Genomic DNA, 21545 nt, shown 5'->3' on the forward strand with positions numbered 1-21545 from the left:
CACGCTAGAGTGACTTCACTGCGAAGCGAGCGCGGTCGAAAACGAAGGGCTGCGCAGCATCGCCCCGAACGCCGGGCTCGAGGCCAGCGCCGCGAAGGCGGGCTGATTGGCCAGTGCCTGGAACGCCGCACCGTGCCGGGCGAAAGCGGCGAAAGCTTGCGCGTTCCCGGCGAGCGCGGTGAACGACGCCGGGTTGGCGGCCATTGCCGCGAAGGCGGACGGGTTGGCCGCCATCGCGCTGACTGCCTGGGCGCTGAGCGCCTGGCTCGCCACGCCCGAAGCCGCCATCGAAGCGACGGCGGACTGGGCGCGGAACGCCTGGGCGGCGTTTGCCATCGCCGCGAGACCCTGGGCGTTCGACGAGGCAGCGCGGAAAGCCTGCGCGTTCGACGCCATCGCATCGAAGGCGTTGACCTTGGACGCAGCCTGGAAGGCATTGGCATTGGCGGCGAGCGCCTGGAACGCGGCCGCGTTCGAAGCCATTGCGCTGAAGGCCGAAGCATCGGCCGCAAGCGCCGACATCGCTGCCGCATCCCGCGACATCGCCTGGAAGGCAGCCGACTGACGCGCCATCGCACCGAAGCTCGCCGGGTTCGCCGCCGCCGCCTGGAAGGCCGCCGGGTTCTTGCCGAACGCTGCGAAAGCCGCCGGGTTGGCGGCCATCGCCTGGAACGCCACGGAGTGACGCGCCATCGCCGCAAACGCCGCCGGATGTGCCGCCATCGCAGCAAACGCTGCCGGCTGAGCCGCGAGCGCCTGGAACGCGCTGGCATGCATCGCCATCGCCGAGGCCATCTGAGCGTTGAGGCCCTGCGCCGCGCTGCCCCGCGCTGCCATCTGGGCGTTCATCGCGTTGGCGTTGTGCGCGTCGGCCGACATGGCGCTGCTGACGCGCGCATCCGCCGACATGGCGTTGCTGACGCGGGCATTGGCAGCCCCAAGCTGTGAGGCGAATGCGCTCGCCGAGGTGGCCATCGCGGACAGTGCCTGGGCATTGCCGGCGGCGGCGCGGAAGGCATCGGCGTTGCTCGCCATGGCCGACAGCGCCTGGGCGTTCGTCGCAGCGCGGAAGGCGCTGGCATCGCTGGCGAGGGACTGGAAGGCCTTGGCGTTGGACGCGAGCGCCGTGAACGCGGAGGCGTCGGCGGTAAGTGCGCTCATTGCCGCTGAATCGCGTGCGAGCGCCCGGAAGGCATCGGCCTGCCCCGCCATCGCGCTGAAGCTCGCGGGGGTTGCCGCAGCTGACTGAAAGGCGGCCGGGTTCTTGCCGAACGCCGCGAACGAAGCGGGGTTTGCGGCCATCGCCGCGAACGCCGCGGGGTGATTGGCGAGCGCTGCGAAGGCGGCCGGGTGAGCCGCGAGGGCAGCGAACGCCGCCGGCTGCGACGCCATTGCAGCGAACGACGGTGCGTGGCTCGCCATCGCGGCAAAGGCGCTGGCCTGGCGGGCGTTGGCGGCCGAAGCGGCTGCCGACGTTACCTGCGCCGCACCGAGCAGCGCCTGGAAAGCCTGCGGGTTGCGGCCGAGCGCGGCGAAGGCGGACGGGTTGGCGGCGATCGCGGCCATCGCGGCGGGGTTCTGCGCGAGTGCGGCAAATCCCGGATCGGAGGCGAGAGTGCGGAAGCTGGGGTTCTTGACCATCACTTCATAGACGTCGGTCTGCATCAGCTGCGGCACCGAGGTGTCGCCAAGCTGAACGTCGGCGCTGGTGATCTGGCTCGACACGTAACGGTTGGCGGGGGCGATGGTGCCGCTCATCGGACCCATCGGCGGATAGACGCGCCCGATCGAATAAGCCGACGCTGCAACAACGACCAGCGCGCCTGCAGCTAGCAAACCCTTGCGATTACTCGAGAGAACTGTGCTCATCTGGAAACTCCACGAGATTGAACTGGAAGGACGCTGTCTTTGACAAGATGTCGACGCAACGTACCGCCGGGGCACAGCCCAACCCGACTCGGTACAAAAACGCCTGCCCGATGATCAACTATGGCGCATTATGAGCCGAATGTGAACAGGAATCGTAATCTTGGGATCTTGACAGTAATTATTGTCAGGTGACGAAGCCGACCAACTCATGCGAAGCGGCACTTGCGATTTCGACCGTGAACAAGGTGGCCGCTGTAATGACCAATCGATGCCGATAGTTAGCACAACCTACGATGTCGTCATCGTCGGCGCCGGACACGGCGGCGCACAAGCTGCGATTGCGCTGCGCCAGGCCGGCTTCGGTGGCACCGTCGCGGTCATCGGCGAGGAACCTGAACTCCCTTACGAGCGGCCGCCGCTGTCGAAAGACTATCTTTCCGGCGACAAACCCTTCGACCGCATCCTGATTCGCCCCGCGAACTTCTGGGCCGACCGGGATATCGCGATGCTGACCCACCGCCGGGTCACCGTCGTTGACCCCGCCGCCCACACCGTCACCACCGCCGAGGGCGCGACGTTCAACTATGGTCACCTGATCTGGGCGACCGGCGGTGCGCCGCGGCGGCTCAGCTGCGTCGGCCACGACCTGATCGGCGTCCACGCCGTCCGCACCCGCGCCGATGTCGACCGGCTGGTCGAGGAACTCGCCGAAACCACCGAGGTCGCCGTCATCGGCGGCGGTTACATCGGGCTCGAGGCGGCGGCCGTGCTGACCAAGCTTGGCAAGCACGTCACCGTCCTGGAGGCGCAGGACCGCGTCCTGGCGCGCGTCGCCGGCGAGCCGTTGTCACGCTTCTACGAGGCCGAGCACCGCGCCCACGGCGTCGACATCCGGCTCGGCGTCATCGTCGACTATCTCGAGGAGCAGGACCGCCGCGTCACCGGCGTCCGCCTCGGCAGCGGCGAGACCGTGCCCTGCGAGATGGCGATCGTCGGCATCGGTATCGTCCCCGCCGTGCAGCCGCTGCTCGAAGCCGGCGCGGCGGGTGGCAACGGCGTCGATGTCGACGAGTTCTGCCGGACCTCGCTGCCCGACATCTACGCGATCGGCGACTGCGCGGCGCATCACAACGACTTCGCGGCGGGCGCGCGAATCCGGCTCGAGTCTGTGCAGAACGCCAACGACCAGGCCACCGTCGCCGCCAAGTCGATCGCGGCAAAGGCCGGGGCAGCAGCCTCGCCGCCCTATCACGCCGTGCCGTGGTTCTGGTCGAACCAGTATGACCTCCGCCTGCAGACCGTCGGCCTGTCGACCGGCTTCGACGCGACTGTCCTGCGCGGCGACCCCGCGGCGCGCAGCTTCGCGCTGGTCTACCTCCGCGCCGGCCAGGTCATCGCGCTCGACTGCGTCAACGCCACCAAGGACTATGTCCAGGGCCGCGCGCTGGTCGCCGCCGGGGCTCGCTTGTCACCCGACGCGATCGCGAGCGCCGCGACGCTGAAGGAACTGCTCCCCGCCTGACCGTTACTTATCCCCAACTAAATTGAAGCTATCCCCAGCTATCGTGCACCGTAGCTTGTGTCCCGATTGCACCGACCCACAAGCCCTTGCATAAATCCGTCATGACCGGGGGGCGAACGATGCTCGAGCGCTTACGCGGCGCCTTTCGCTGGGGCCGCCCCGTCATGCCCTCCGAGCGACCGTCCCGGTGACCCGCGACGTCCCGGACGACGCGCCCCTGACACGGCTGTTGCCACTCATCCTGCTCGCCTGCGTGACGTGGGTCGGCGTGGCTGGCGTACGCGGCTGGATGCACTGGACCGGCAGTCTCGGCGACGGCCTCGACATCGCCGCCGCCGTCCTCCCGCCGATCGTCGGCGCACTGTTTGCCGTCGCCCTGTTCCGCCGCGCCCGCCGCCCCGAGTACGCCGGCGTCGAGAACCGGCTCGCCGCTGCCGGTTCGGAGGCGATGGCCATCGAAGGCCGCCTGCGCGCGCTCGACGCGACGCTCGGCGGCAGCCTCGCGCAGGCCGAGCGCATGGCCGAAGCGGCGTCGGCACACGGCAGCGGCCTCGGCGCCAGCGCCACCGCACTCGGCCTCGCCGCAACCAGGCTCGTCGATGCCGGGGAGGACGCCGACCGCGCCGCCGCCCTCCTTGCCGAGCGCATTCCGGACCTCGGGCGGCAGGTCGGCGAGCTCGACGCGGTCCTGCGCCGCCTCGGCTCCGATACCGCGCAACAGATCCTCGCCATCGACACGCTGCTCGCCAAGGTCGGCGTCCGCAGTCGCGAAACCGGGGCCGAAGCCGGCGCGGTGATCGGCGCGATCGTGAAGCAGCTCGCCGCCGTCGACGAGCATTCGAAGGACACCACGAGCGCGCTCGCCAAGCGCGCCTACGCCCTCGACGCCGCCATCGACGGCGTGCTCGAACGCAGCGTCACCGCGCTCGACGACGTCGGCACACGCATCGCCGGGCACACCGACACCCTCGAGCAACGCCTCGGTGCCGTGCGTCTGGCGCTCGACGAGGCCGGCGAGCACGGTACCCGCGTCATCGGCGAGCGCCTCGACCGGCTGATCGATGCCGCCGACCGGCTCAAACAGTTGTTCGCGGCGCAGGAAGTGCACAGCGCCGGGTTGATCGAGCAGACCGACCTGCACCTGACCACCCTCCCCGCGCGCCTCGATGAGGCCCGCAGCGGCAGTGAAGCCGTGCTCGCCAGCCTCAACACCGGCATCGGAGCAGTGAACCGCAACCTCCAAGGGCTGCAAGGTCCGCTCGGGGCTTCCGGCACGGCGATCGGCGCGCTGGCCGAACAGCTCGACCTGCTCAGGCGGATCGCGGACGAGCTCGGGGTCGGCCTGGCGGGCCGCCTGCCCGCCACGGTCGCCGAACTGAGGAACGTCGACGCCGGGGCGGTCGCGCTCGTCCAGCGCGTCGACGGCCTGCGTGACACGCTCCTCGCCAGCAGCGAAGCGACCCGCACCATCCGCGAACTGGTCGGCGCGACCCGGCTCGAGATGGCGACGCTCGGCGAAGCGGACGCACGCCAGGTCGGCGAGCGCATCGCCGCACTCGACCTCGCCACCCGCAACCTCGGCGAGCAGATCGTCGCGCAGGGCGAGCTGAGCGCCCGCACCAGCGCCGGTGTCGTCGCCGACCTCGACGCGGTCCAGACCCGTCTCGGCGCGGCCAAGCTCGACGGCGACGCACGCCTGATGGCGCTTGCGGACCACATCGGCTCGGTCCACACCGCGATCGACGATCTCGGCCGTCCACTCGGCAGCGCGCGCACAGTGCTCGACGATATCGACGGCCAGATCGCGAACTTCAGCGGCAACCTCGCCGCGTTCGGCGACGGCCTCGACGCCCGACTGGCAAACTCGTCGAAGGCGCTCGACGCCCTGACCGCGGATGCGGGCGGCCTGCTCGAGCGCACCGACGCGCTCCATGCCGCGATCGGCCAGGGCGCTGCGGCGATCGGTGGTGCCGCCGAAGCCTTCGCGCGTGAACGCGGGCATCTTGCCGAGGGCGCCGAGGTGCTGGCCGGGCATTTCGACCGGGCGCGCGCGGTCCTCGAAGGCATCCGCACCGGGACCGCCAAGGCCACCGAGGACGCTTCCGAGCGCCTCGGCCCGATCTTCGAGCGCGCGCGCGGCCTCGCCGAACAGGGCGCGGCGGCGATGCACGACATGCTCGGACGGGTCGTCGCCGACGCCGAACGCGCGCTCGAACGCTCGAGCTCGACTATCGTCGAAGCGGCATTCGCAACGCCGATCCGGACCCAGCTCACGGCCATCGAGGACGCCGCGGCCCGGTTGGGCACCACCGCCGAAGCCGCGGTCGAGCGCGTCGGCGGCCAGACCCGCGCGCTCCACGAAGCGATCGAAAACGTCGCGGACAAGGTCGCCGAGATCGAGGTCCGCATCGAGGTCCGCGCCCGTGACACGCTGTCGGCGCGCTCGACCCGGCTCATCGAACAGCTCGGCGAGGCCTCGGTCGACGTGTCGAAACTGCTCGCGGTCGATGTCGGCGAGAACGCCTGGGTCGACTATCTCGGCGGCGACCGGAGCGTCTTCGCACGGCGCACGGTGAAGCTTGTCGACCGCGACATGGCCCGCAAGATCGCCCGTCACTACCAGCACGACGCGGCCTTCCGCGACGAAGCCTCGCGCTACCTCGACACCTTCGAGAAATTGACCCGCCGTATCCTCACCGACCCGGACGGCGACGCGCTGATGGCGACGATCGTGTCATCCGATCTCGGCAAGCTGTATGTCGCGATCGCGCGCTCGACCGGGCGCCTGACTCCGGCCGCAGCCGCCGCCTGAGCTACAACGCCGCGATCGGCCCGCCACCCGTCGCCCACACCCACCAGATCACGCCCCCGGCAATCGCCACCGCATAGGGCAGCGGCTCGCCGCGCCCGAGCAGCCGCGGGCCCTGGACCCCGGCGAAGGCCGCGCCGTGCCGCGCCAGCAGCAACACGACGGCGAGCACACCACCGCACAGCGAGATCGCGAAGAACAGGATCGGCAGCTGGAAGACGCCCGACCATCCCGCCAGCGCGGTCATCAGCTTGACGTCGCCGCCACCGAGCCAGCCGCGGCTGAAAGCCAGCAGCCCGAAGGCGAACATCAGCACCGGGGCGAGCAGGTGCGGCCACCAGACGAAGCCCGGATGGAGCAGTCCGTGGACGGCGGCGAGGACGATGATCGCCACCGATACCCAATCCGGAATCTCGAACCGCGCGACGTCGAAGGCTGCTGCACCGAGGACGATGAAGAAGGCGATCAGGGCGGGGGCGAGCGCGATCAACGCCGGCGCGTCGCTCGGCAAGACGCTCACTTCAGTGCGACGCCGGGATCGATCGGCTTGTGCGCGAGCTGCTTCAGATAGACCAGGTTATCCCAGGCGATGCGGTCGAACTGCGGATTGGACTGCATGGCGCGGGTGAAGAAGGTCTCGGCGATTCCGTAATCGCCGCGCGACATCGCCGCGAAACCGACGGTGTTGAGGTCGCGCGCCATGGTCAGTTTGGTCGAACCCTTGAAGGCGTTCTTGTAGTCGCCCTGCATCGCCTGCGCGAGCCGCAGGTTGTTGCGCGCCACGTCGGACTTCGGATCGATGGCGAGCGCGCGGGCCGAATCCGCCGCGGCCTCGACGAAGCGCCCGCGCAGCAGCTGCGAATAGCCCCGGTTGGTGTACGCCGACGCCGACGCCGGCTCGAGCGCCAGCGCCTTGGCGTAGGCGGTCTCCGCGTTCGGCCAATCGCGGCCACGGTCGGCGGCGACACCGCGCGCGATCCAGCCGCGCACCGAGCCCGGGTTGATCGCCAGCGCCGCATCGAGTGCGGTGATCGCCTGTGCGTTCTGCCCGAGGCGCAGCCGCGCCAGGCCGAGCCCCAGTTGCGCGTTCCCCCCGAGCACCGGGTCGCTGGTCAGTGTCGCGAAGCCGTTGGCGGCATCCTCAGGCGATCCCGATGCGAGAGCGTATTCGGCGCTGAGCCGGACGACCTGCTGCGGCGGCAAGGTCGCGGCGCTGCGCGCGATCAGGTCGCGCGCGACATCGAGCAGGTCGCCGGTGATCGCCGCCTCGATCCGGCCGATCAGCAGGTCTGGCGATGCCGGCAGCACCTCGACCGCGGGGACCGATGGCGCGACTGCAGCGCTGACCACCGTCGTGGTGAGCGCGAGGCAAGTGCAGGCCAAAAGCCGGGAAATCCTCATGCGACGACACCGCGCGAGTCGGCTCTCATGCGGGTCGCGAAGGCGTTGAGCTGGGCATCGTCGCTGTCGAACTCGGCGCGCGCGACGCGTCCACCGGTGGCGAAGGCCGCGAGCGTGCTGCCACCGACGTCGCCCGCACCGAGACGGCGCTGGTTGAGCGCGACGACCCGCGTCGCTTCGGCCCCGAGCGGCGCGCGCATCCGGGCCCGCGCGAATGCTTCGGCGACGTCGAAGCGGGATCCTGACGGCAGCCGGGCAGCGGCGGCGGGCGCGCTGGCCAGCATCGGCACGGCGAGTGGGGCGACGGCGTCGGCCGCAGGCTCGGCCGCGGCGAGTGCGGTGGCTTTGGCGAGTTCCGTCGCCTCGGCAAGTGGCGTGGCCTCGGCGCGCTTCTCGGCAACGACCTGGGTCAGCAGGGCGTGATCGTCGGCATCGGTCCAGGCGGCCGCGACCATGACTTCATGGGCTTCCGGAGAGGCGCCGCGCTGGCGCGGGCCATCGTCAAGCACGAGCCGCTGCTCGCCCGCCGTGGTGACCTCGATATGCGCGCTCGGAGGGGCTTCAGCGACCGTCGGGGCTTCGGTGCGGGCGGCCCGCAACGCCACTGCGATCAGTGCCAGCGTGTGCTGCGCCGACGCCGCCGAGCCAGCATCCTGCGAGCTCGCAGCCGCGCGCAACGGCTCGATCGCGGCGACCAGATTGCCCTGCAGATAGAGAGAATAGCCGAAGTTGTTGAGCAGCGTCGGCGAATCCGGCTCGAGTGCCAGCCCGGCCTCGTAATAGACCCGCGCGATGTCGGGGCGGCCGAGCCGATCGTAGCTCACCGCGACGCCATTCAGCGCGTCGGCAGAGTTCGGCATCGCGATGATCGCTTGCCGGAACTGCGCCAGCGCACCGCTTACGTCGTTGAGCGCGAGCAGCGACTTGCCCATCGCATAGGCATCGCCCTCGGGGACCGGTGTCGACGCGGCCGCGACGCGCACCCCCGCCATGACATCGAGCTTGGGCAGGCGGCCGCTGCCATGGGCGTGCGCGACGGCGACGTCGGCAAGCACAAAGCCGACCATCGCGCCGAGGCGGAGCCTGGCGGGCGTGCTGAGCCGGGCCGGGCTATTTGTTGTCACGCGCAACTCCCGCGAGGTTGGCTTTGACGTTGATGATCGCCGGCAGCATGAGCACCGACACCATGGTCGGCAGCAGGAACAGCACCAGCGGCACCGACAGCAGCACCGGCAGGCGCGCGGCCTTTTCCTCAGCGCGCATCCGGCGTGCCTCGCGCATTTCGGCGGCGTAGATCTTGAGCGCCTGGCCGACGCTCGAGCCGAGTTTGGCGGACTGGTTGAGCAGCGTCACGAACGCGGTGAGTTCGGGCAGCGCGGTCCGCCGCGCGAGATTCTTCAGAGCCACCTCCCGCGTCCGCCCGGCGCGGAGTTCGAGCGAGACGTTGGCGAGCAGTTCGGACAGCAAGGGGTGGGAGGTGACGATCTCGGATCCGACCCGCGAGAAGCTCGCGTCGATGCCGAGCCCGGCCTCGACGCAGACCAGCATCAGGTCGAGCGTGTCCGGGAACCCGTTGAGGATTTCCTTCTTCCGCTGCGCCGCCTTCGAACTGACGACCATGTTCGGGATATAGAGCCCGGCCGCCGCCGATCCGACGACGATCATGTACAGCTTTGTCGCCGGCGGCATTCCGACGGTGTACATCACCAGCAGCGCGAGCAGCGGCAGGACCAGTGTCAGCGTCGTCTTGATCAGCACGAACGCACGCACCGCGTACGACTGGGTATAGCCTGCCAGCATCAGCTTCTCGGCAAGCGCGTCGCCCTTGGTATCGGTCAGCGACAGGCCGCGCTTCTCGACCTGCTGGACCAGCCGTGCCCACATCGAGCGTGAATCGTCGTGGACGAGAGTCTGGCTGCCGGACTTCCCGGGGTTGCCCTCGATCGTCACCGCGGTCGTCGACAGGCGCTGCCGCATGTCGACCTTGCCGGCGAACATCGGCGCGACCGCCATCACGACGAGCACGACGATGCCGAACACCACCACCAGCATCATCGTCATTGCCAGATTGGGCAGCGCAAGGTCGGACATGGCGGTCATACCTCGATCTTGATCAGCTTGTTCATGATGACGATGCCGGTCGAGTACCAGCACACGATCGCCATCACGGACGGCAGGAAGATCGGGTCGTCGACGACGTTCAGGTAGAAGCTCGGCTGCGTCGCGAAGACGAAGCAGAAGGTCGCGACCGGCAGCACGCTGAGCAGGATGCCGGTCATCTTGCCCTCGCCCGCCAGCGCGCGGACCTTCAGGACCATCGAGGCACGGTCGCGGATGACTTTCGACAGGCCGTCGAGAATGTCGGCGAGGTTACCGCCGGTCTCGGCCTGGATCGCCACCGACACTACGAACATCTGGATGTCCTGGGTACGGACCCGTCGCGCCAGGTTGGAGAGGGCGCCGCGCAGGTCATAGCCGTAATTCATCTCGGCGATGACGATGCCGAATTCGGATCCGATCGGATCGGGAACCTCAGTCACCAGCAGTTCGAGCGCACTGGTCACCGGGTGGCCGGCACGGAGGCCGCGAACGAAGATGTCGAGCGCGATCGGGAACTGCGCCTCGAACTTGGCGATGCGGGCGCTCGCCTTGCGCGACAGCAGCCACAGCGGCATCAGGATGCCGAGCACCACCGCGAAGATGACGAGCAGCAGGTAGCTCGCCGCGGAGTGGAGCTGCCCGGTGATGCCACCGATCAGTGGGAACAGCAGGCCGATGGTCAGCGTCGCGCTGATCATCAGGACGATGAGCTGGTGGACCGGCATCCGCATCCCGGCCTGGGTCAGCCGGACTTCGAGGTAGTCGACGATCGACGGCGGCGCGAAGATCGAGCTCGCCTTGGGCCCGTCGCGGCGCAGCGTCGACAGCACCTGCTCGTTGCTGGCGCCCTCCTGCATCATCTTGACGCGCTTGTTGACGCGGTTGTGCGTGTTGTTGCGCTCGCCGAGATAGGCGAACAGCCCCTGGGCCAGCAGCATCGTCCCCAGGAAGACGACTGAGTAGAAGATCAGCTGGGGATCGAAATAATTCACGCCGCGCCCTCCAGCGAGCGGTACGGATCGAAGATGTTCGACGGCAGGTGGATGCCGCGCGCGCTCAAGATGTCCATGAAGCGCGGTCGCACGCCGGTCGGCTTGAGCTCGCCGATGACCATGCCCTCGTTGTCGATGCCCTTGCGCTCGAAGCGGAAAATTTCCTGCATCAGGATTGTCTCGCCCTCCATGCCGGTGACTTCGGCGAGCGAGGTCAGGCGGCGGCGGCCGTCGCTGAGGCGCTCGAGCTGGAGCACGACCTGGATCGCCGAGGCGATCTGGGCGCGCGCCGACTTCGGGCTGATGTCGATGCCCGACATGCCGATCATCTGCTCGACGCGGCTGAGCGCATCGCGCGCGGTGTTGGCGTGGACGGTGGTCATCGAGCCGTCGTGGCCGGTGTTCATCGCCTGCAGCATGTCGAACGCCTCGCCCGAGCGGATTTCGCCGAGGATGATGCGGTCGGGCCGCATCCGCAGCGCGTTCTTGACGAGCTCGCGCTGCGCGACTTCGCCGCGGCCCTCGATGTTGGCGGGGCGGGTCTCGAGGCGGACGACGTGACGCTGCTGGAGCTGGAGCTCGGCCGAGTCCTCGATCGTGACGATGCGCTCGGAACCGTCGATGGAGGCCGACAACGCATTCAGCATGGTCGTCTTGCCGGAGCCGGTACCACCCGAAATCAGCAGGTTGCGACGCGCCGTGACGACACCGCGCAGGACGATTGCGGCACTTTCGGGCATCGCGCCGAAGCTGACCAGCTTGTCCATGTCGATCGGAGTCTTGGAGAATTTCCGGATCGACAGCACCGGGCCGTCGACCGCCAGCGGCGGAATGATCGCGTTGATGCGGCTGCCGTCGGGAAGCCGTGCGTCGACCATCGGCGAACTCTCGTCCACCCGGCGCCCGACGTTGCTGACGATCTTGCCGATGATCCTGAGCAGGTGCGCGTCATTGGCGAAGCGCGTGCCGACTTCCTCGATGCGGCCGCGGCGCTCGACGAAGACGATGTTGGCGCCGTTGACCATGATGTCGGTGATCGACGGGTCCTTGAGCAGCGGCTCGAGCGGCCCGAGCCCGAGCAATTCGTCGAGGATGTCCTCGACCATCTGCTTGCGCTCGACGAGGTTCAACGCGTGGTTGACCTCCTTGAGCATGTCCGAGACGATCTCGCCGATCTCGCGTCCGACCTGGTCGCGGGTCATCGTCTCCAGCGCCGCGAGGTTGATCCGCACGATCAGCTTCTGGTGGAGATCGACTTGAGTTCGGTCATCTTGTCGAGGCGGGTCGCTTCCGGCGCGGCCTTGAGCTTTGGAGCCGGCTTTGGTGCAGCGGCGTCCGCAGCGCTATCGACCGCGACATCGGCGACGGGGACCCGGCGGCTCGGCCAGATCATAGCGCCGCCTTCTCCAGCAGGCTGGCCGCGAGCGACCCGACCATCGCGCGCAGGTCTTTCTCGACGCGGGTCTTCGCGGCGAAGGGCTTGCCGCGATCGATCGCGCTGCTGACGGTCGGATAGTCGTTGGCAATCGCGTAATCGATGCGGCGGCCCATCAGCGCCTGGGTGTCGCTGAGGTCGATCTTGCCGAACATCGGATGGGTGACGCGATTGACAACAACCCGCAGCCGGTCGCTCATGCCGTTGCCGTCGATGACCTCGGCTTGGCGCTTGGCCTGGTGGATGCCGGGCACCGACAGGCTGGTGACCATCAACGTCAGCTCGGACATCTCGATGACGCGGAGCGACCAGTTAGTCCACGCCGCCGGCAGGTCGACAAGGACGATGTCATAGCTCGCCATCGCCAGCTCGAGCATCTTCTCGACAAGCTCGGTCGACAGCATGTCGAGCGGCACCATGTCGGGCGGACTGGCGACGACGCTCAAGCCCGAGGCGTGCTGCTCGGCGATCGTCTGCAGCACCTCGGCGTCGAGCCGGTCACCCGCCTCGATGACATCGAAGACCCCGAGCTTGGGCTTGAGGTCGAGGTACAGCGCCGCATTGCCGAACTGCACGTCGAGGTCGATCAGGCAGACCTTGGCGCTGGCGGCCCAGATGATGCCGGCCTGCGTCGCCAGCGCGGTCGTGCCGCAGCCGCCGATGGCCCCCAGGAACGAAATGATCTTGCCGCGCTTCACCGGCTTGACCGCCTGCTTGGTCAGCGCCTGTTCGCGCGCCGGATCGACGGTGTGGGCGAACTCCTCGGCGGTGAAGGGCAGCGGCAGCACGTCGACGGCGCCAGCGCGGAGCACCAGGCGGGTCGCGGCCACGGTCAGGTCACGGACCCCGGCGATCACCGGCAGCTTGCCCGCATACTCGCGCGCAAAGGCTTCGAACTCGTCGAACATCACCGGGTTGAACGGGTCGACCTCGACGATGATGACCTCGGCGCGGCGCAGCCCTGGCGTAGTCGCGGACACCGCCTCGATGCCGATCGGCTCGACGCTGAGCAGATAGTCGCCGCGGGCGGCATCCGCGATGCCCGGGGAAGTCTTCGGCTCGAGGATCAGCAGCACGCGGGTCGGCGCAGCGCCGCCGGGCGCGACCACGCCGGGACGGATGGAATGAACCTGGCTCATGCGCGGTACGCCACTGGAAACACCTGGTTCATCAGTTCGGCGACCCCGTGCCGAGCAGCGGCACCATGATCGTCGGGGCGTCCTCGGCCCCGCCCTGCCCGCCGACATCGGTCTTGCCGTTGGTCTTGAGCAAGGGCTTGAGGTGCCCGGTCTCGTAGCGGATCATCGCGTCCGCGGAGCGCCGGCCGTTGCCCGAGGGTGGCGGCAGACCGGCGTAGTTCGGGTTCGGGTTGATGATCTGCGCGTCGCGGTTGTTGCGCACCGTCGCGCCGAACTCCGGATCGGAACCCGCCAGCGCCGGCACCGCGCCGAGGACGACCGCCGCCAGCGCTACCACATAAAGCTTGCTGTTCATCACTTCACCACATGGCCAAAGTCGGCGTCGAGCCCGCCCGGCTTGACCCCGTTGAGGAGCACCACCGGCCCGCGCTTTTCGGTCTTGCCGTTCAGGAACAGGTCGACATCGCTCGGCTGCTGGATGCGGTCGGTCGGCAGCGCGATCTGCACCGGGCGAACCGGCCGGACGATGTGCGGCGTCACCACGATCACCAGCTCGGTCTCGTTGCGGTTGAAGTAGGTGGAGCGAAACAGCGTCCCGATGATCGGCAGCTTGCCGAGCAGCGGGATTGCCTTGACCGTGTCGTTGAAGTCCGACTGGATCAGCCCGGCCATCGCGAAGGCCTCGCCGTCCCTGAGCTCAAGCGAGGTCTTCGCCCGCCTGACCTTGAGGCCCGGGATCTGGATACCGCTGATCTGGATGCCCGCGGTCTGGTCGAGCGAGCTGACCTCGGGCGCCACCGACAGGTTGATCAGCCCGTCGCCGATCACCGTCGGCACGAACGCCAGGCTGACGCCGAACTGCTTGAACTCGATCGACAGGCGCCCGAACGCATCGACGCCGGTCGGCACCGGGAACTCGCCGCCCGCCAGGAAGCTCGCGCTCTCGCCCGACAGCGCCACCAGGTTCGGCTGCGCCAGCGTGTGGATCAGCCCCTGCTGCTCGAGCGCGTCGATCTTCACCGAGATCGCCGGCCCCAGCAGGTTGACGATCGCGGAGATCGGGTTCGAGGCCGGGTTGATGGCGGGGGTCGTGTAGCCGCCGTTCGGGCTGACGACGGCCGGCGTCAGGCTCGAGTCCACGCCGACGATCGCGTTCTTGAAGAACGTGACGTTGCTGATCCCCAGCTGCTTGACCGTGCCGCGCGTCATCTCGGCGAAGCGCACCTCCAGCAGGACCTGCTGCGCCTGGTTGACGCTCATCAGGTTGAGCACCTTCTTCGGCGCATAGGTCTCGGCGATCGTCGCGATGCGCTCGGCGCTCGCGGCGTTCTCGGTGTTGCCCTGCAGGACGATGCTGTCGTTCGACACGCTGACCGAGATCGCCTCGTTCGGCATCAGGTCCGCGAGCTGGCGCTTCAGCCCCATCGCGTCCGGCCCGACGACCACGTCGACGACCGCGACCATGGCGCCCTTGCGGTCATAGATCGTCAGGTTGGTCGACCCGATCTTCTTGCCCATCACATAGATCGAGCTGATCGAGGTCGGCAGCACGTCGGCGATCTCGGGGTTGCCGATCAGCGCCTTGGCATAGGCCCGGTCGAGCCTGAGCGTCTGCGACTTGTTGAGCGGCACCTGCAGCACCGCGCCCGAGCGCCCCTCTGACACCGCTCCCGGGTCGGGGCTCGCGGCCGCGGCGGGCAGCGCGAAGCCGGCCAGCGCGGCGACGACAGCAAGGCGAAGCGGCGAATTGTGCATGATCATTGCCCCCCCGGGACCGCATAGCTCGTCGACGCGACACCGCGGACGATGGTCACCGACGGTGCCGCGGCATGCTTGACGGCCCTCCCGCCCCGGCGCGGCGAACTTACCGCCACCGCCGTCGCCGGCCCGTCGTGGAGGTCCTCGACATGCATCGACGAGATCGCGTTGCGGTCCTTGTCGGACAGCGGCCGCAGCACCAGCGTCAGCACCCCGACGCTCTGCCCGAGCGTGAGCTTCGACACCTGCACCGGCGTCACCTCGAGCGTCGCCGACTTCACCAGCTCCGGCTTCTCGGTGCTGACGTTGGAGTTCTGGCCGATCGCGAGGACACGGACGTCCTGGACCAGCAGGTCGGTGATCGGCGGCAGCTTGGTGTCCTCGCCCGCCGTGGCCGCGCGGACCAGCGTCGCCTGCGGGCCGCGCCGCGCGATCGGCTTGCCGTCGATCCCGATCGAGTTCGCCGTGACTGCATTGGAGGCGCTGTTGATGACATGACCCGCCGCGGCACCGAGGCCCGCTGCACCGGACGCGTCGGTCGACACCGACCCGCCGGGCGCGACGACGTCGAAGTGCGGCGCCTTTTCGGGCGGCGTCCGGGTTATATAGACGTCGACATGGTCGCCCGGAGCGATCAGGCCGCCGACCCCGGTCGCCTCGGTCAGCGTCACCGATATGGCGCGCATCGCCGGTCCGATGGCGCCGCTCGCGCTGAGCCGGTTGCCGGTCCCGGAGATTGCGCTCGGCACGATGACCTCGTTCGCCGCGATGGCGCGTTGCGCGACACGGGTGCCGTCGCCAAGCGCGGCCGGGATGGTGCGGAACGCGCCCTGCGGAATTGCTTCGGCCGGCAGCTTGACGAGCTTGAGATTGGCCGCGGTGAGCTTGTCACCGAAAGACATCGCGATGGTCGCGGCGGCGACGGAGGAGGTTTCCTGGACTACGGCCTGCTGCGGAGCCGACGGGCTCAACGCGACGCGGGCGATGAAGACGGCGATGACACCAAGGACGGCAGCACCGATCAACATTAGAAATGACGATCTACGCACACGCTTGCCCCCCTGTATCTAATCTACGCAAACGTTACACTCTATCGAAGACTGCTCGCCCTACGCGAACTAGTTCGGAGTCTGCATCTTCGGCGCGAATTCATTGAAGACTTGTTTTACGTTTGCACCTAGCGATGTTGCTCCGATCACAACAACACCAGCAATAAAGGCGATCATCAGTGCGTATTCCGCTGCTGATGCGCCGGAACGAGACAGTCTTGCTCGTTTTAGCCATCTGTTCATTGTACGCCCCCTGGCACCCCTGATTTGCCGTCAGAGGGTTCGTAAATCGAGGTGGACCCGCGCCCGGTTTGGGACGCGGGTCCAGTCACTCGTCAGGACGGGGTCTTAACCTTGGCTGCAAAGGTCGTGAAGACGGCGTCCATGTTGTTGCCGAGTGCCGTAGCGGCAACAACGATCACGCCGCCGATGAGGGCGATCATGAGCGCGTATTCGGCTGCCGAGGCACCCGACCTGTTCGCCTGCAGCTTGCAGTAGAGATTCAGAAGCTTCGTCATTTCAAGTACCCCTGTTGACCGGCACAAGGCCGGCGATTGCTTGCTCCACCGGGTCTGACCGGGGGAGGGAATGCGAAGCCAGCCGTGTGATGAACGGGCGCATTTACCATGCTCCCATCGACCCCTTGGTTCAGCCTCGTCTTGTTGGCTACCCGTAACGAATCAATAACGCAACATTATTTTTCATACATGCTTAAGGACTATTGTTGATGCGACACTGAAGACACACTACTGGCGGTAATTAATAGTTGTTAACAACAATGCGATAACTTATTCGGGGCATCATCGCGAGTTTCGAGCGTGGTCGTTTCTGTACGTCATGGCATCGATGCGCAGCCCCGAAGTTTGACTGGGCACGAATGGCCGATCGTTTCTGTGACAGTGTTACTAACGACCCGGTTTCGCTCTCTGGTTTGATGAGGGTTGCGCAGGCGAAACATATTAACTAAGGAATAGTTTACGTCGTGTTACTGGGCCAATTTACAGCGTGGGTATCATGAACAATCGAGACCGATTGAAGGGTATCAGGGAGCTGCTCGCGTCGCGTCGCGCCGCGAGCGCAGCCGAGTTCGCTTTGGTCCTGCCGCTGCTGCTGACGCTGATCCTCGGCACGCTCCAGGTCGGCGCGATGATGTATTCGTACAATCTGATGGCCAGCTCGGCGCGCGATACCGTGCAGGCGATGGCGGTGTGCACGATCACCACGATCGCCGATGCGAAGACGCAGGCGCTGAAAAGCCTGCCACCCTGGGTTCCAAAGGCGCACTGGGTGATCACTCCGGCGATCGGCACCGACGTCTCGATGCAGATCAGCGTCCCCGTCACCGACGCCGCGATCCTGTCTTACGTCCCGTTCACCCTCACCAACCTGACGACGTTCGTCACCATGCGGAAAGAACCGCTCGCATTCGGAGGCGGCTCATGCTGACCAAGACCGGACTGATCCGTCGCCTGCTCGGCGACAGGCGCGCCGTTGCCGCCGCCGTCATCGCGGTCAGCCTGCCCGCGATCATCCTCGTTACCGCTGCCGCTGCCGACGCCGGCCTGACCCAGATCCGCGTCTCGCAGCTCCAGTCTGCCGCGGACGCCGGTGCCAACGCCGGGCGCGAGGCGCTGATCGCCGCCAATCCCGGCAACCAGAGCCTCGCCACCACGACCGCGCAGACCTATGCCAACGCCAACATGCCGTCGTCGCTGGCCGCCGCGGACGTCGTCCAGGGCTGGTGGTACATCGAGAAGGCTCCCGACGATCCGACAAGGTTCGGCCCGCCGGTTCCCGGCCAGACCGGCGCGCTGTTCAGCAACGCCGTCCGGGTGACGACGCGGATGTCCTATCGCCCGGTCTTCCGGCAGCTGTTGGGCAACGATCCGATGAAGATTTCCCGATGGTCGACCGGCTACAAATGCTCGAACACCGATTATCCGCTGACGCTGATCCCCGACGATGCCAGCCCGCCGACCAAGCCAACGGTATGGCTGTCGTGGGCGACCCCCGGCAACGCCGCCAGCACCAGTTATTACTTCGCCAACCCGAGCGGCCGCACCAACCCGGTGATCAAGTTCTACTCGCCGACCGCCGGGGAGGACGTGTCCTTCGTCATCACCTTCAGCAACGGCACGCAGCTGCAGATGGACACCTATTGCAAGGGCACCTACCTGATCGTTCCCGACGCCTTCGACTGGAAGAACGTCAAGAACATCACCGCGACCGTGCTCCGCGGCGACACCAACAACAGCTTCCACCTCTACGCCGACCAGAGCAAATACCCGACGGTCTTCGCCAGCGGTGCCAACAGCTACAATCCCAACGGCACCGCCACCAAGCTGCTCGACGCACTGCGCCCGGCGGTCGTCAAGGTGACGCCGTACCCGAGCGCCAACGGCACGCAATACTGGGCCTCGGAAGGCAACCCGACCCCCGACCGCCGCACGGTCATGGTTCACTAGGGCCGCGAAACCAGCGGAAATCGGACATTCACCCGGCGCTGGGCCGCACGCCGGCCAGTTCGAGGGCGTTGCCGGTCGCCGCTCCCGACGCGGTGTTGTCGAAGATCGTCCAGCTCGGCACGCCCGCTGCCGCCAGCGCCGCTAGCCGCGCCCCGTGCGCCGCCAGCACCGCCGCAGGATACGCCGACCGATAGACATGCGGCGATCCGTGCCAGCGGAAATACGCCAGCCCCGGCCAGCCGCCCGGCGTCTCCGCTCCCGCCGCCCGCGCCGGGTCCGCCGCAACCCGCGCGACGCCCGCGGCCGTCAGCAGCGCGTCCGCCGCGGGGGTGAACCAGCTCGCATGCCGCGGTTCGCAGGCGATGCTGCCGCTCGGCCCCGCCGCCAGCTGCCGCAGGAACGCCGCCACGACGCCCGGGTCGAACGCCAGGCTCGGCGGCAATTGCAGCAGCAGCGGCCCGCGCCGGTCGCCGAGACCGTCGACCTCGGCGGCGAAACGCTCGATCAGGTCGCCGCAGTCGACCAGCCGGCGGTCGTGGCTGATCGTTCGGGGCAACTTGACCGCGAACCGGAAGCCGGGGCCGACGCTCGCCGCCCAGCGCGCGTAAGTGGCGCGCCGGTGCGGGCGGTGGAAGCTGGAGTTGATCTCGACCGCATCGAAGCGCGCGGCATAACGCTCGAGGTGGCTGGCACCCTCGCGTTTGCTGGGGAAACCGGTGTCATGAGTTTGCGGGATCGACCAGCCCGCTGTCCCGATTCGAGGCAGGATCACCGGAAACGAGGGATTTTCGCTCACATGCCCTCCGATTTTTCGCACGATATCGATGTTGTGGTAGCAGTTTCGCGATGCGATTCCTCGCCGTGACCGAGACGTGCGACCTGGTTTCGCTCTATATGCGCCTCGTCGGCGATGGCCACGAGGTCCGCGTCCACGTCAGCGACCCCGGCGCGAGCGGCACCGGTGCCGGCCTGTTCGACCGCGTAACCGACTGGCGCGCCCAGCTAAACTGGATCCGCGAGGCCGGGGACGAGGGCATCATCATCTTCGAGGCAGTGTCCGAAGGCTTCGGCGCGCTGCAGGACGAGCTCCGACTCGACGGCTTCAACGTCGTCGGCGGCAGCGCCGAAGGCGACCGCCTCGAAAACGACCGCGCCTACGCCCAGGCCGTCCTCGGCACCCTCGGCTTCCCCATCGGACACACGTGGGAATTCCATGACTTCGGCGCCGCCGATGCTTTCCTGGCCGACAACCCCGGACGCTACGTCCTCAAGTTCAGCGGGCCGGACTTCGCCTCCAGCGACAATTATATCGGGCAGCTGAACAACGGCCGCGACGTCCGCGCGGTCCTCGCCGCGCGCCAGGGTGCCGCTACCTTCATCCTGATGGCCTTCATCGAGGGTGTCGAGATCGGCGTCGGCGCCTGGTTCGACGGCGACAACTTCTTGATGCCGGCCTGCATCGACTGGGAGCACAAGCGCTTTTTCGCCGGCGACATGGGCGAACTAACGGGCGAAATGGGCACTGTCGCCACCTTCGAGGGCACGCAGCACTTCTTCGACCTCACCTTGGCCAAGGTCGCCGAACACTTCCGCGGGCATGCTCACGTCGGGTGGATCAACCTCAACTGCATCGTCAATGCCGCCGGTATCTGGCCGCTCGAGTTCACTTGCCGCTTCGGATATCCCGGGTTCGCGGTTCTCGAGCCTCTGCAGGTCACCCGCTGGGCTGAAATCTTTCGCGCGATGGTCATCGGCGCTCCCGCGCTGGAAACCCGTCCCGGCTTTTCACTCGGCGTCGTCCTGACCACTCCGCCCTTCCCCTACACTCGCAAGCAAGTCCCCGAGCCGGTCGGACTGCCGGTGCTGATCGACGCTACCGAGCGCGCGAACCTTCACTACGGCGAAGTCGGCCTCGACGCCGGCGGTGCGCTGGTGACGAGTGGCCTGTACGGCTGGACGATGGTGGTTACCGGAACTGGCGCTACCGTGATCGAGGCGCGCGACGACGCATATGCGCGGGTTCGCGGCGTCGTCATCCCGAACATGCGCTACCGCCTCGACATCGGCCAGCGCTTGATCGACCGGGACCTCGCGACGCTGAAATCCCTCGGATTGTTCGAGGCTTAGGCGAACTCGAAGGCGAAGCCCTCAGTGCGGACGGCATCGCAGATCGTCGTATAATCCGACGTCAGCTCGGTGCCGGCGGGGAGGTCGCCGACCGCGGTATCCTGCCCGAAAGCGATGCCGTCGGACGCGGTATTGGGGTTGTACGAATGGTTGAAGTGCCGACCGTTGTCACCGCACAACACCCACACCTGAGTCGCACTGTGCCAGGTCGAGTAGGTCTTCAGGAATTCGCGCGTGATGGCGGGCAGGCTGGCGACTTCATCGGTCGAATAGACCCGGTCGATGCGGGAATCGAAGCGCCAGATAACGGTGCCGGCAGTAACCGGCTCGGTCAGGAAAACACCGATGCCATGAATTCCACTCGGCCTGAGCTCCGTCTCCACCATCATCATCGGCACGTCACCTTGGCTACCGCGGTCGGGGGCTCCGCGACGGCATAACCGCGATGTTACGAGTTGGTTTCATACCGGTCTCACGCTGAAAGTCGCGTAGTCGACGGTCAACTCCTCACCCGCCGCAATATCCCGCAAGGCCCTCATTTCATAGCCTTCTCCGGCGGCGACATTGGCCGCCATGCCCGGCGTCGGCTGGTTCAGATACCAGCCCGTGCCGAGCAGTTCGAAGCTCGGCGGGCAGCCGATCCGGTCGCCCCGCCGGATGCCGAAGTCGACGTAGAAAAGGCGCTCGGGCGACCCTTCCGGCAGCGCATCGACCAGCGCCGCATCGACCCAGACGATCTCGCGCCGGTCGTTCGGGAACACGTCCGTGCCTGCCTCGATCGGGTGGATGGCGAACACCCCGACCCCGTGGACCGAGGAGACTCCGAGACGGGTCAGGACGCCGGTGTGAGGCGCAGGCGGGTTCACCCTGTCCCCCCGC

The 21545-nt window shown here is 67.5% G+C and carries 22 protein-coding genes; 5 read left to right on the plus strand and 17 right to left on the minus strand.

Going from position 1 to position 21545, the window contains the following annotated elements:
- Positions 1–15: 15 nt before the first annotated feature.
- Complete coding sequence (locus KX816_11675; protein ID QXQ04952.1) at positions 16–1869, minus strand: hypothetical protein; 1854 nt, start codon at positions 1867–1869, stop codon at positions 16–18.
- A gap of 268 nt (positions 1870–2137) precedes the next feature.
- Here KX816_11675 and KX816_11680 point away from each other — a divergent pair, with 268 nt between their 5' ends.
- Both KX816_11680 and KX816_11685 read left to right on the plus strand, forming a co-directional pair.
- A complete protein-coding gene (locus KX816_11680) occupies positions 2138–3391 on the plus strand; it encodes an FAD-dependent oxidoreductase (protein ID QXQ04953.1) in 1254 nt (417 codons plus the stop codon).
- A 187-nt stretch (positions 3392–3578) separates the two neighbouring features.
- Positions 3579–6203: a hypothetical protein gene (locus tag KX816_11685; GenBank protein ID QXQ04954.1), complete on the plus strand. Its 2625-nt coding sequence runs from the start codon at positions 3579–3581 to the stop codon at positions 6201–6203.
- A 1-nt stretch (position 6204) separates the two neighbouring features.
- Here the strand turns inward: KX816_11685 and KX816_11690 are convergent, their stop codons facing one another.
- The 13 genes from KX816_11690 to KX816_11750 form a co-directional block, all read right to left on the minus strand.
- Positions 6205–6720, minus strand: coding sequence for a prepilin peptidase (locus KX816_11690; GenBank protein ID QXQ04955.1), 516 nt, complete (start codon positions 6718–6720; stop codon positions 6205–6207).
- Positions 6717–7601 (minus strand): tetratricopeptide repeat protein, encoded by an 885-nt coding sequence (locus tag KX816_11695; GenBank protein QXQ04956.1) that lies wholly within the window; start codon positions 7599–7601, stop codon positions 6717–6719. The genes KX816_11690 and KX816_11695 overlap by 4 nt, the downstream gene beginning before the upstream one ends.
- Complete coding sequence (locus KX816_11700; GenBank protein ID QXQ04957.1) at positions 7598–8725, minus strand: tetratricopeptide repeat protein; 1128 nt, start codon at positions 8723–8725, stop codon at positions 7598–7600. Before KX816_11700 ends, KX816_11695 begins: the two co-directional genes overlap by 4 nt.
- A complete protein-coding gene (locus tag KX816_11705; protein ID QXQ04958.1) occupies positions 8712–9701 on the minus strand; it encodes a type II secretion system F family protein in 990 nt (329 codons plus the stop codon). The genes KX816_11700 and KX816_11705 overlap by 14 nt, the downstream gene beginning before the upstream one ends.
- On the minus strand, positions 9698–10693 hold the full coding sequence (locus KX816_11710) for a type II secretion system F family protein (protein QXQ04959.1): 996 nt from the start codon (positions 10691–10693) through the stop codon (positions 9698–9700). Before KX816_11710 ends, KX816_11705 begins: the two co-directional genes overlap by 4 nt.
- A complete protein-coding gene (locus tag KX816_11715) occupies positions 10690–11895 on the minus strand; it encodes a CpaF family protein (protein QXQ08533.1) in 1206 nt (401 codons plus the stop codon). The genes KX816_11710 and KX816_11715 overlap by 4 nt, the downstream gene beginning before the upstream one ends.
- A 32-nt stretch (positions 11896–11927) precedes the next feature.
- The gene (locus KX816_11720) at positions 11928–12086 is read right to left on the minus strand and encodes a hypothetical protein (protein QXQ04960.1); all 159 of its coding nucleotides are present in this window, start codon (positions 12084–12086) and stop codon (positions 11928–11930) included.
- Positions 12083–13267: an AAA family ATPase gene (locus KX816_11725; protein QXQ04961.1), complete on the minus strand. Its 1185-nt coding sequence runs from the start codon at positions 13265–13267 to the stop codon at positions 12083–12085. The genes KX816_11720 and KX816_11725 overlap by 4 nt, the downstream gene beginning before the upstream one ends.
- A 31-nt stretch (positions 13268–13298) precedes the next feature.
- The gene (locus KX816_11730; protein ID QXQ04962.1) at positions 13299–13622 is read right to left on the minus strand and encodes a hypothetical protein; all 324 of its coding nucleotides are present in this window, start codon (positions 13620–13622) and stop codon (positions 13299–13301) included.
- Positions 13622–15022 carry a type II and III secretion system protein family protein gene (locus KX816_11735; GenBank protein ID QXQ04963.1) on the minus strand — a complete coding sequence of 467 codons (1401 nt, stop codon included), beginning with the start codon at positions 15020–15022 and terminating at the stop codon, positions 13622–13624. Before KX816_11735 ends, KX816_11730 begins: the two co-directional genes overlap by 1 nt.
- Before the next feature lie 2 nt (positions 15023–15024).
- Positions 15025–16053 (minus strand): Flp pilus assembly protein CpaB, encoded by a 1029-nt coding sequence (gene cpaB, locus KX816_11740; protein ID QXQ04964.1) that lies wholly within the window; start codon positions 16051–16053, stop codon positions 15025–15027.
- Positions 16054–16143: 90 nt separating this feature from the next.
- Positions 16144–16317 (minus strand): Flp family type IVb pilin, encoded by a 174-nt coding sequence (locus KX816_11745; protein ID QXQ04965.1) that lies wholly within the window; start codon positions 16315–16317, stop codon positions 16144–16146.
- A 92-nt stretch (positions 16318–16409) separates the two neighbouring features.
- Positions 16410–16592, minus strand: coding sequence for a Flp family type IVb pilin (locus KX816_11750; protein ID QXQ04966.1), 183 nt, complete (start codon positions 16590–16592; stop codon positions 16410–16412).
- A gap of 496 nt (positions 16593–17088) precedes the next feature.
- Between KX816_11750 and KX816_11755 the strand changes: the two genes are divergently transcribed.
- Positions 17089–17520 carry a pilus assembly protein gene (locus KX816_11755; protein ID QXQ04967.1) on the plus strand — a complete coding sequence of 144 codons (432 nt, stop codon included), beginning with the start codon at positions 17089–17091 and terminating at the stop codon, positions 17518–17520.
- A complete protein-coding gene (locus tag KX816_11760; GenBank protein QXQ04968.1) occupies positions 17514–18539 on the plus strand; it encodes a hypothetical protein in 1026 nt (341 codons plus the stop codon). Before KX816_11755 ends, KX816_11760 begins: the two co-directional genes overlap by 7 nt.
- A 28-nt stretch (positions 18540–18567) precedes the next feature.
- Here KX816_11760 and KX816_11765 read toward each other — a convergent pair whose 3' ends face one another.
- On the minus strand, positions 18568–19296 hold the full coding sequence (locus KX816_11765; GenBank protein ID QXQ08534.1) for a DUF72 domain-containing protein: 729 nt from the start codon (positions 19294–19296) through the stop codon (positions 18568–18570).
- A gap of 89 nt (positions 19297–19385) precedes the next feature.
- Between KX816_11765 and KX816_11770 the strand changes: the two genes are divergently transcribed.
- A complete protein-coding gene (locus KX816_11770) occupies positions 19386–20666 on the plus strand; it encodes a hypothetical protein (protein QXQ04969.1) in 1281 nt (426 codons plus the stop codon).
- On the opposite strand, the gene KX816_11775 is transcribed toward KX816_11770, so the two are convergent.
- Both KX816_11775 and KX816_11780 read right to left on the minus strand, forming a co-directional pair.
- Positions 20663–21058, minus strand: a complete 396-nt coding sequence (locus tag KX816_11775) for an SET domain-containing protein (protein QXQ04970.1) — start codon at positions 21056–21058, stop codon at positions 20663–20665. The two genes, KX816_11770 and KX816_11775, sit on opposite strands and share 4 nt — an antisense overlap.
- A 69-nt stretch (positions 21059–21127) precedes the next feature.
- Positions 21128–21532: an SET domain-containing protein gene (locus tag KX816_11780; protein QXQ04971.1), complete on the minus strand. Its 405-nt coding sequence runs from the start codon at positions 21530–21532 to the stop codon at positions 21128–21130.
- Positions 21533–21545: the final 13 nt, after the last annotated feature.

The sequence above is a fragment of the Sphingosinicellaceae bacterium genome (assembly GCA_019285715.1).
Lineage (GTDB): Bacteria > Pseudomonadota > Alphaproteobacteria > Sphingomonadales > Sphingomonadaceae > Glacieibacterium.